This window comes from Halorhabdus salina, from assembly GCF_013839425.1.
GTDB lineage: Archaea > Halobacteriota > Halobacteria > Halobacteriales > Haloarculaceae > Halorhabdus > Halorhabdus salina.
The window spans coordinates 1-9,801 of sequence record NZ_JACDNP010000019.1 but is presented as its reverse complement, the minus strand read 5'-3'; the positions used below and the strand labels follow the sequence as shown (position 1 = coordinate 9,801).

Sequence of the window (9,801 nt, the reverse complement as noted above, 5' to 3'; positions counted from 1 at the left end):
AAGAAGGCCTTCTGAAGACTGGGATTACATCAAGTATGATCATTCGATAACTCAGGAATCGTTCTCTAGTAAGGTCCCGGATATTGTGCTGGATATGTTGGAGATTGCAACTGCCACTTTCGCCGCTGACAAGGCTTCAAATCGTGGGGTGGACATTGATGAGAAGAATATTGACGATAGTCTTCTCGAAACCCGGAATATCAAGCTTCAAATCCCTGTTCTCTCACCTGGGTTAGCGACTGGAGAAGTGGAACAACTCTATTCAGAGATGGTTTCTCACATGACTCACGATATCGTGGAATACGAATTCCACCAGATAGCTCCGGTAGAGTCAGTGGGAGAAGTATCAACTCAGAGTAGTATCGATGCTGTCGGTCTTCTTTCGGATGGTTTAGACAGCGCAGCAGGGATATATCATAACAAGTCGGAAGGTATCGACTCTGTCCATACTACCGTGAACTATGGACAAGGGGTTAGGTCAAAAGCTGAGAACATCGCAGACCAAGCCGGTATTAACCATCGGGCTTATCGAATAGCATCCGACAGAAGTAGAGAATACACGCAGTTCTCTCGCGGCTTGTTGCATCTGAGTTTCGCGGTTGCTGAAGCCTTAGCAGTAGGAACGGACGAGATACATTGTTTCGAGAACGGGATTATGGCGCGGTTCTTGATCCTCTCCGATGGCTGGATGACGACCCGTACCGTCTCACCGCAGTTCCTCGCATACTTCAATGAAATACTCTCAACCGTTCTGGAGCAGCCTTTAGAAGTTGAAAATCCGTTCCGAGACCTGACCAAGACCGAGATTACAGAGAAGGTTCCCGATACAGAGGTAGTCAAGCAGACGGTTTCCTGCCCTCATTCGAGATGGACCAGGGGGAACAACTGTGGGCTATGTATCCCTTGTCTGATCAGGAATATAGGGATTATCGCGAGCGACCATGAAATCCCGTTAGGCGAGCTTTCTGAGTATAATGCGTTATTGGAGGCAGACTTTGAACGACAGTCTATTGATTTTGATGTCTCAGAAGATGGGTTGAATCCGTCTGCGAGCAGTCCAGAAGTGTTCTTCAAAGGAATTGCTGAGATAGCATTCTTCTGTAGGCGGGTTCTGGAAGACAGTCCTCAGCAATTGGCCAGCGAGTATCCTGAGCTATTGGATAAACCAGTCTATGATCAGCACCATGGTTTTGCAGAGAACTTCGTAGATGCGCTTGGAATAGTGGCGCACGAGAACCCAACTATCCAGACGCTACTCCCAGACAACTAATTGATCTTATCCAAGATCTGATTTCGGAACACTTCGAATTTTCGCTCTAACTCATCCATCTGATCTTCGAGTCCGTGGACCTTCTCCATCAGTTCCCGATGACTCAGGTTTTCGTACTCGTCTTTATCCTCTTGTTCCGTGTGTTCCAGGTACTCTTTACCTTTCTCTGTCAGCTTGGCTTTCTTCGGTGCCTGGAACACCCGTTTTTGCCCGTTGATGACTCGTTCGACCATTCCTTCAGGCTTCGATACTTCTACGAGCTCTAGATCCTCCAGTTTCTGGAAGGCGTAGGTGATGTGGTGGTTTTCGAGGGTGGTGGCTTCGGTGATTTTCTGGACGTCGTCTCTGCCTTCTTGGATTTGTTGGAGGACGACGCGGTCTTTGTCCCGGAGTTGTACGTCAGTCATCGCTGTTTAGGACGCAGGGTGTTTCGAGGGCGGTGCAGAATCCGGAGTCTTCGCGGTAGAGGCAGAACTGTTCCAGGTCTTCCCTGTCCTGGTTTTCCAGTTCGGGGCATTCCTGTCCGATGTCTTCCTGTTCCTCTAACTGGTCGCCATCGAGTTCGAGGATGCGGTAGTCTGCTTCCCGCAGTTCTTCTACGTCGGTTACGGGTTCGCCGTCGATTTTGTAGTAGCTGTAGCTGCCTTGCTGGTTTTCGTACTCTGAGCCTCTCCTGTTGACGGGGTCGGAGACGATGTTTTCGAGTTTCGCGGCTTTGCCGTCTTCGACGACGAAGAATACCTCTCTGTCTTGTTCAAATCCTCTGCGCAGGTTTTTGAGGACTTTTCCGGGTTTGGTGAGGGTGTTGTGTTCGGCTTCGAGGTGTGCGACTTTGTCGTCGAGGATGACCCGGCCGTCCGGTTTTTCGTCGCCCTGGTCCTGGTACAGCAGGTTGACGGTGAAGCCCTTGTCTTCGAGGTGTTGCTGGGCTTTTTGCAGGAGTTCCTGGTGTTTTTCGTTGCCGGCGTTGGCCTGGTTGCCGAGGCTTTGTTCGAGTTCGAGCGTGGTTTTCCCGGTTGTGGCGGCGGCCTTCTCCTCTTTGATTTTTTCTACTTGGCTGTGGTCGGTGTCCCAGGGTGGGTAGGTGTCGAAGACGACGCTGTTCCTCTGGTCTTTCTCTGAGGGTTTCTGGAGTGCGGCCCGGTACTTTCCCAGGCTGGTGAGCGTGGATTTGTCGACGCCCTGGAGCATTGAGGATAAGCGGTTGACGTCTTCGCTGCCGGAGGGGTTGAAGCAGATCTTTGTGCGGCAGTTGTTGGCGACGGCTCTCCGCATCTCCGGGGAGAGCTGGTGGAGGTACTGGGTGGCGAGCCAGCAGCCGAGACGGTACTCCCTGGCCTCTGACAGTATCTTGGTGAAGTTGCTGCCTTCGCCTGCGAAGTTCTGGAGTTCGTCGACGTAGAGGAAGAACGGGGTGCGTTGTTCTACGGGTTGTGTGATCCGGCTCTGTGCCGCGGCCCAGATCTTGGTGATGACGATGCTGCCGACGAGTTCGGAGACGGTGCCGCCGACCTCTCCCTTCTGAATATCGATGAGGACGATCTTTCCCTGGTTGACGGCTTTTCGGAAGTCGAGGCCGCTTTCTTCGGCTCCGATGACCCGGCGGATGGTCGGGTTCATCACGAAGTCGTTCAGTCGGCGCTGCAACGGCTCCATCTCGTAGCTCGTCATGTCCTCCTTGACCCGGACGAGTTGTTCGCGGATGACTGAGTCCTGTGTCTGGTCGATGAGTTCGGTGAGGGGTTCGTCCTGGATGACGCAGCGGAAGACGTCGACCAAGGTTTTCGACTCGTTTTGTTTGATGTTGAGGTCGAGGTGTGCACGCAGCAGGGTTTCGAGGACGCGTCCGAACTGGTCGCCCCAGTTCTCGCTCTGGCGTTTGAACAGGTCGATGAGGTCGGAGACGATGATCTCTTTCTGGTTCTCCCGTTGCGCCCGGTTCATGTCCTCGGTGATCTGTGGCTCTAAGACGTTGATCGGGGTGACGGGTTCCTGGGCCGGGTTGATGTAGACTACGTCGTCGAGCCGTTTTTCGGGGAGTTTGGCGATGAGTTCGTCGATGAGGCCGCCTTTCGGGTTGATGATGGCGAAGCCGTTGTCTTTGTAGGCGTCTTGGAGTGCGACGTGTAGCAGGAGCTGGCTTTTCCCGTAGCCTGTCGGGCCGACGTTGAGTACGTGCGTGAACCGTTTGTCTTCCCCGAGTTCGATGTCTTCCTCGACGCCGAGCGTGCTGGTCCGGCTGCCGAGGTACGTGGTCTTGATCTTGGCGGTGCTTTTGATCCGTTTGCGTGCGTCTTCCGGGTTCATAGTTGACTGGTTTCGATGTTGGCCTGGTTGCGGTCGGGAACCGATACGAGGGCGGAGAGTTCGGGGATGGAGGTTTGGAACCGTCTGTGGTAGCCGTTGAAATCTCGTTGATGTACTGCGGAGGCGAACCGGTAGATTCGGGAGGGGAACAGGGTGTTGAGGGTTACTGCGTCGAGGTACTGGCCGGTCTCCGGGTTTTCGAACGTGTTGAATGCTCCGGCCAGTTCTTTCACTCGGCTTGGCGTGTACTCTCCGGCTCCGATGATCAGGAGGCGTATTGAGGTGTGGAACCGTGTGGTCCCGGCTTTCTGTTCTACGGCGTCGGCCTGGCGTTTCTCCCGCTTTGTAGGGGAGATTGTTCCCCAGAAGGATTCTTTCTCTTTCCGGAGGTAGTTTCGGCGTTGGTAGGCTCTTCTACGCCAGTACCAGCGTTTTACCGGGTTGCCGTGGACGGGCTGGAACAGGACCTGTATCAGGAACCGGGTGTCCTGCATTGCGTGGCGGTGAAGTGCCGCGGCGATGCTGTTTGCCGGCGGCTGGTCGAAGTCGGTCCTCAGTGGATACCAGTCTGCTCGTCCTGTGGTGAGGAGGCCGCCGCCGAGTTCGTCTCCGTCCTGGACTGGGAGACTGGTTCTTCCTTCCCGGAATTCGACGTCGGGGACTTCGTTTTTTAGGTGTGTGCGGAGTTTGCGTTCAAGGCGTTTCGTCGGGAGGACGAACCGGAGTTTCAGCTTGTTTGTCGTGGTTCTCGTGATTTCATAGGCGGTGGTCGGTGACGCGTTTCGGAGGCCGAGCCAGTCGCTCTGGAGTTCGAGCAGTCCTTTGATTGTCTCGTTGAGTGTCTCGGGGCAGGACCTGTCTCCGGGCGGCAGTACTTGGACCGGGTAGCTGTCGTGGAGGTCCTGGGACAGGCTTTCGGCCTGTTGTTCGCTGATCTCAGTGTGGCTGGGGAGGAGTCTAGTTACCGGATTCATGATTCACCTCCGGAGTCGATCAAGGCGTGTTCCTGTGGCGTGGATTCGACTCTGAAGCGGGTGTTGAGCTGTCCGGAGACCCGGATTAGGGCTTCGCTGTAGTCTGAGTCGGTGCCGGTGTTGAGTTCGAACAGTTCCTGTTTCTCCCGGTCGGATAATTCGAAGTAGTCGACGACGTCCTGGGGAACCCGGTCGTGTCGCATGAAGATCTTGCCGGGCATGTTGTCGAGGATTTCCCGGCCTTCCCGGCTGTGGGTGAAGTGGGAGGCGTTCTGCGTGATGAGGGTGACCGCGGTGTTGGTGTCCCGGCCCTCGAGTACGAACTGGTTCAGGATGCGTCGGCCTTCCTCTTCGTTGAGGAGGATGCGGGCCTCGTCGATCATGACGAGAGTCTTCCGCTTGTCCTGGCTGACGTTGCTGTAAATCTGTTCGACTGCCTCGATCAGGAGTTCGACGTTGTCTCTCTGGCCGCGTTCCTCGACGGTGAGTCCGGTTACGTCGTTGTCGAAGCTGTAGCTGGTTTCTTCATCCAGCGTCTGTACTTCGCCGTCGAGGGTTCGTACGAGTCTCTGGTACTCCTGTTTCGGGTCGAGGACGATGATCTTCAGTTCGTCGTAGATGAGGGCGGCCCGGAGCAGTTCGATCTTGGCGGCGTAGCTCTTCCCGGAGCCGACCATTCCCATCCGTGCCATCGAATGGGAGCTCCAATGGAACCGGTCAAGGAGGATGGGCGTCCCGTCGTATACGTCGACGCCGTAGACGACCCCGGATTCCTCGGTGTTCTGGGTGGCGAAGGGGAAGCCTGCGGCGGCGCTGGATGCCGGCATTAGCTGGGAGTGCTGGAGGAAGTCTCTGTAGAGCGGGGAGACGGTTTTGTAGGCCTGATCGGTTCGCAGGAATGGCTGGGCGTATTCGAAGCCGATTGTGGTCAGCCGGTTGCAGAGCTTGTCGAAAGTGTTCTGTGTCTGTTCCTGGCTGGATCCGTGGACATCGATGTAACTGCTGTATTCGACGGGCTGGCTTTCCCGGTCGGCTAACAGGTCGAGGAACCATTCGGTGTCTTCTAGGAGTGATTCGAGTTTGTTGGTGCCTGTGTGTCCGCCTGCGAGCAGCGAGTCTATCTCGGCGTTCAGTTTCTCGGAGAGCCGTTGTAGCTTCTTCGCGGTCTTCCTTGAGTCGGCGGGTTCGATGACCTAGACGACGTTGGTCTTGCCCGGGATTCTCATTGCTTCGAGCGGCCAGGAGAGGTCGACGGACTTCGGGTAGCCGGTGATGGCGATGCTGCGTCTGTACGTGTCGCTGGAATCGGCCCAGCCTGGTGTTGCCTGTGGGTCTCTGGAGTCGGCTTCTCGGGCGAAGTCGGCGAGCTCCTCGTTTTCGAGGCGTTTCGTGGAGAGTTCGTTGGTTTCGAGGCCTTGGATGACTTCTCTGGTTCGGCGTTCGAGTTCACTGGCTGCTGTCTGTTCCAGTTCTTCGGGACTGGTCAACCGGTCGAGAACCTTTTCGAGGTGAGGGAAGGTCTCTGAGTGTTCCTCCAGGAGTTTGTAGAGGGTGTGTTCGCCACTGTCGGTGTGGATGATGATGTAGTGGCGGGTCCGGTTGAGGTCTTTTTCGCCGATCTTTCGGAGGTACTTGATGTAGTCGCCTTTCAGGACGGCGTCTTCGGCTTCCCGTTGCTCGATGCCTTCGATATATTCGTCGAGGTTGAGGGATTGCTGCCGTGTGTGAACCTGGATCGGGAAGGTGATGGTTTCCAGCAGGTTTTCGTAGATGCTGTGTATCGCGGCCTGTTCCGCCCCGGTCTTCAGATCGAGATTGGTGGGTTCGACCTGGATTACGGCGGCGAGCGTTCCGCTGTCCGTCGCGATCTTCCCGTCGTCGATCGACTGGTGGAACTCATGTGTTTCCAGGGTGCCGACATCGCTGCCGTCGACGGTTTTCCTTCCGAAGAGCCACCGGACTGCGTGGTAGAGATGGGAGTCGAGAGGCCGGTCGTACGGTTTCCAGAAACACCAGGCGGTCCCGGCCACGACTCCTACGACGATCAGCACTAAGTTTCCAAGCAGGAGTCCGGCTGCGGCAGGCATGGACAGGCGGAACACGTCCTTGATACCGATCTGGCCAAAGAGCTTCAGGGAGACGTTGAGGTCGCCTGGAATCCGGATGTTCATCCCTGGCCACCCCCCGGATTCCGGTAGCCCGGCATGTTCCGTCCTGCTCGCCTACCGCTGTTCCGTCGCTGTCGGTGACGCTGCAACCGTTGTTGCCGCTCGACTCGGCGCTGTTTCCTCTGGTGTTTTTCTACACGGGTTTTGACGTCGCCGGCGACTGCGTAGGCTTGGCCGACGGCGGACTGGCTGGCTCCGTAGAGCTGGTAGGGAACCCAGACGAGAAGTATCAGGGTTCCGACTCCGAGGAGCCAGGATGCTATGTCATTGATGCCGGTAAAGTAGTCTCCTTCCATCAGTGAGAGGGCGAGCTTGAAGACGATCATATCGAGCGGCCCCATTGCCAGGGCGGTGAACCAGCCGGCGATGAGTGAGTCCGCGTACCGTTTTGCCCGTGGAAGGCTCCAGCACAACGCGATTAACGGGCTGATAGCGGCGACGAAGATGATATAGACGGCTCTGAGTACAAATATCAGGGCTACTGCCAGGAGAAGCCATGCGTTGATGAAGTAGACGAGTATTAGGGAGGCTTGCAGTCCGTATATCTCGTTTAGGGTGGCGTCGAAGGCATCCGGTTTGAACGCAATAACCAGTGTGTTGGAAAAGTCGACCATGTACTGGAGGAGTGGGAGAGCGACCGTTGCGAAGACGAGTGCGACGATCACTCGTGGGATGATCATCCGGACTTCTCTGTAGCCCACGCCGAGGACCGGGCCGATCATGTAGAGGATGCCGGCGATCATGAACACGAGAGTCGCGACGAGGAAGGTAACTGCCAGTGATTGGGTGTATATCTCGTTGATGGCAGGGTTCCCGGTAACCGGCGGGGCGTGGAGTAGGGCTGAGGAGATCTGGGAGGCCATGAACTTCGCCATGTGTTTGAAGGGGCCGAAGAGGACCTCGATCAGTAGGTCCTGCAATGTGCCGTCCCAGTTCTCGGTGAAGTCTAGTATCGCGTCCTTCAATTCGTTTATCGCCTCTATCACGCCGTCGAGGTCGATATTGACGATTGTATCGTCGTCACTGTCATGAGTACTGTCGGACTGCGCAGCTACAGGCCTCGACAGAAGAAAGATAGCGGAGACCATGGACGCGGATAGGCGCGTACGCAGGGTCATGTGCACACGGCGGTGCCTAGCTCGCTGGTGAGGTAGCCGACTATCATGTGGGCCGACAGCAGGAGTATGACCCCGATGAAGACGTTCTTAAACGTCTTCTTCCCCCTCCGCGTCCAATCCTCTCCAGGCATCATAATCATCACAGCGGCGATCATAAAGCCGACCGTTCCGATGCCGATCCCCGCGATGTAGGCGAGTTCGGTAAGCGAATTCAACAGATCCATCAGAGGCGTCAGAGATGATGGCGTTGAGCAGCTTTCCGTGGCGTTCGGTGCGGCTGCGGCGGGCTGAATCCATATGAGAGCGGAGGCGGTTATGGCTGTGATTTTTCGCACGATGCGCCGTGCAGGTTGGTTCCTGGCTGGCATTGCAGCCTGGAATTGACCTGGAGTTGTATTCAGGATTTCTCGGAAGGTAAGAAACCCATAGATTCGGGTGGTTTCGTGGATTTTGGAAGATTCCCGAGTTGTTAGAAGATTCTTCGATCGGAGGTTAGTCCTTCATTCCTGGCGGTATTCTTTCTCCGTCATGGCGCGACCACAGTTAAAATATAAAAGATTTGTTATTTATAAGTAACTATGGTGATAGTATGAAACCAGAAGATTTTGATCCCGACGACTACAGTCAAGAATACTTCCACGACCTAATTCAGCAGTTCGATGGCCATTCGGACTGGGTATTCTCTTCTAACAATGTCTCGACGCAAGGAAATATAGCTCAGGAAGCGAGTGAATTCAGGCAGATGGAAGCAGAATTTGACCATGTAGAAACAGATGCAACCCTGTACCTGACCGTTCCACACGCCTTTGAACCGGTCAAAGCAGCAACAGGGAGTATCGAACAACCGCTGGACGGCAACCAAGAAACAGATCCATACGAAGACTCATTTGGCGAAGAAATTCAGGAGGCCTATGAGTCAGTTGTAGATGGGTATGAAGCGGATTACTTGGATACGGAAGAGGTCAATCCAAGACGCATTATGGGTGTCAGCGTCCCACTGGACTGGGATGGAGACGTGCTGGAAGAAAGCCTGGATGTTGCCAGTGAAGCCTCCCGAGAGACCCAGCAACTCAACGACGACGTGGTCAACGTACTGAGGGAATACCAGTAACCCACGCGCACACGAAAACGATTAAGCCCTGTGCGTGGATGCCTCTCCTCTATGTCGGAGGCAGATCACGACTGGAACCACGCAGGGATATCCAAGATCAAGGACGACGGAGATACGAAATACGCTAGGGTTCCGGACAGGGTTTTCCGCGAAGAAGAGATCCTGATTCTGAATCGTTCAGTAGATTGGTATTTCAATGATATCTCTCAGACCTTGATTGTTACGCATAACCGGCTTGATGAAGAGGACTACGAGTATACCGGGGTATCTACCAAGTTTTTAGAAGGGAACAGCAAGTACGGTTTGACGATTCCCAAGGTGTTCTATGATAGCAGCCAGGGGGTCAGGGGAACCGGAGTCAAAAGCGATCTAATCGATGAGATAGAGCTACCTGTGACTGGTTTTCTGCATTTCGTGTATCACAGTGATATGGCGGAGGGCGATAAGAAGTCCTGCTATGTATTGACAGATAGCCAGTTCGATGTCTGGGTCTCGGATTCTGACGCCTGGGACGGTTCGCTGGATCAGACACCGAGGTTTTTCTGAATCAGCATGACGTCCTTCATCTTTCAGAACCGGAATGTGACCGAGATTACGGGGCTTGACAGGCGGGGGATTAAATCTAAGCTTGAACAGGCGAGCGACAAATCTGAGATAGAGTTTGACTCTTCCTCCCTCTCAGGCGTATATGATTCAGAGGGATTCGAAACAAGATTCGAATGGAGCATCGAGAAAGGAGATGGAGCATACATCCTTGTAGAAGAGATGTACATAGACAAGAACTGGTACTACCTGGTGCTGGCCTCTATCGTCGGGACCGCAATCTCCTTTTTCTTACTAGCTCTGGCAGATA

The 9,801-nt window shown here is 54.7% G+C and carries 11 protein-coding genes; 4 read left to right on the top strand and 7 right to left on the bottom strand.

The window, feature by feature from the left end; genetic code table 11:
• Positions 1-1,270, top strand: a 1,270-nt coding sequence (locus HZR20_RS14260) for a 7-cyano-7-deazaguanine synthase (RefSeq protein WP_181687413.1), incomplete at its 5' end; no start/stop codon positions are given.
• Here the strand turns inward: HZR20_RS14260 and HZR20_RS14255 are convergent.
• From HZR20_RS14255 to HZR20_RS14370, 7 genes are all read right to left on the bottom strand, one after another.
• Positions 1,267-1,677: a hypothetical protein gene (locus HZR20_RS14255; RefSeq protein WP_181687412.1), complete on the bottom strand. Its 411-nt coding sequence runs from the start codon at positions 1,675-1,677 to the stop codon at positions 1,267-1,269. The genes HZR20_RS14260 and HZR20_RS14255 overlap by 4 nt on opposite strands.
• On the bottom strand, positions 1,670-3,577 hold the full coding sequence (locus HZR20_RS14250) for a type IV secretory system conjugative DNA transfer family protein (RefSeq protein ID WP_181687411.1): 1,908 nt from the start codon (positions 3,575-3,577) through the stop codon (positions 1,670-1,672). The genes HZR20_RS14255 and HZR20_RS14250 overlap by 8 nt, the downstream gene beginning before the upstream one ends.
• On the bottom strand, positions 3,574-4,551 hold the full coding sequence (locus HZR20_RS14245; protein ID WP_181687410.1) for a hypothetical protein: 978 nt from the start codon (positions 4,549-4,551) through the stop codon (positions 3,574-3,576). Before HZR20_RS14245 ends, HZR20_RS14250 begins: the two co-directional genes overlap by 4 nt.
• Positions 4,548-5,378, bottom strand: a complete 831-nt coding sequence (locus HZR20_RS14240) for an ATP-binding protein (protein WP_181687409.1) — start codon at positions 5,376-5,378, stop codon at positions 4,548-4,550. The genes HZR20_RS14245 and HZR20_RS14240 overlap by 4 nt, the downstream gene beginning before the upstream one ends.
• A 366-nt stretch (positions 5,379-5,744) precedes the next feature.
• On the bottom strand, positions 5,745-6,722 hold the full coding sequence (locus tag HZR20_RS14235; protein WP_181687408.1) for a hypothetical protein: 978 nt from the start codon (positions 6,720-6,722) through the stop codon (positions 5,745-5,747).
• Positions 6,719-7,807 (bottom strand): hypothetical protein, encoded by a 1,089-nt coding sequence (locus tag HZR20_RS14230; protein WP_181687407.1) that lies wholly within the window; start codon positions 7,805-7,807, stop codon positions 6,719-6,721. The genes HZR20_RS14235 and HZR20_RS14230 overlap by 4 nt, the downstream gene beginning before the upstream one ends.
• A 26-nt stretch (positions 7,808-7,833) precedes the next feature.
• Complete coding sequence (locus HZR20_RS14370; protein ID WP_258560463.1) at positions 7,834-8,205, bottom strand: pilin; 372 nt, start codon at positions 8,203-8,205, stop codon at positions 7,834-7,836.
• Between the two features lie 221 nt (positions 8,206-8,426).
• Here HZR20_RS14370 and HZR20_RS14220 point away from each other — a divergent pair, with 221 nt between their 5' ends.
• From HZR20_RS14220 to HZR20_RS14210, 3 genes are all read left to right on the top strand, one after another.
• Positions 8,427-8,948 carry a hypothetical protein gene (locus tag HZR20_RS14220; protein ID WP_181687406.1) on the top strand — a complete coding sequence of 174 codons (522 nt, stop codon included), beginning with the start codon at positions 8,427-8,429 and terminating at the stop codon, positions 8,946-8,948.
• 51 nt (positions 8,949-8,999) lie between these two features.
• Positions 9,000-9,494: a hypothetical protein gene (locus tag HZR20_RS14215; RefSeq protein ID WP_181687405.1), complete on the top strand. Its 495-nt coding sequence runs from the start codon at positions 9,000-9,002 to the stop codon at positions 9,492-9,494.
• Between the two features lie 36 nt (positions 9,495-9,530).
• On the top strand, positions 9,531-9,801 hold a 271-nt coding region (locus tag HZR20_RS14210), incomplete at its 3' end, for a hypothetical protein (RefSeq protein WP_220132801.1).

Coding starts and splice junctions, on each gene's coding strand:
- HZR20_RS14240 (WP_181687409.1), bottom strand. CDS start 5,378: ATGCCGGCATCCAGCGCCGCCGCAGGCTTCCCCTTCGCCACCCAGAAC.
- HZR20_RS14220 (WP_181687406.1), top strand. CDS start 8,427: ATGAAACCAGAAGATTTTGATCCCGACGACTACAGTCAAGAATACTTC.
- HZR20_RS14235 (WP_181687408.1), bottom strand. CDS start 6,722: ATGAACATCCGGATTCCAGGCGACCTCAACGTCTCCCTGAAGCTCTTT.
- HZR20_RS14370 (WP_258560463.1), bottom strand. CDS start 8,205: ATGCCAGCCAGGAACCAACCTGCACGGCGCATCGTGCGAAAAATCACA.
- HZR20_RS14255 (WP_181687412.1), bottom strand. CDS start 1,677: ATGACTGACGTACAACTCCGGGACAAAGACCGCGTCGTCCTCCAACAA.
- HZR20_RS14230 (WP_181687407.1), bottom strand. CDS start 7,807: ATGGTCTCCGCTATCTTTCTTCTGTCGAGGCCTGTAGCTGCGCAGTCC.
- HZR20_RS14245 (WP_181687410.1), bottom strand. CDS start 4,551: ATGAATCCGGTAACTAGACTCCTCCCCAGCCACACTGAGATCAGCGAA.
- HZR20_RS14250 (WP_181687411.1), bottom strand. CDS start 3,577: ATGAACCCGGAAGACGCACGCAAACGGATCAAAAGCACCGCCAAGATC.
- HZR20_RS14215 (WP_181687405.1), top strand. CDS start 9,000: ATGTCGGAGGCAGATCACGACTGGAACCACGCAGGGATATCCAAGATC.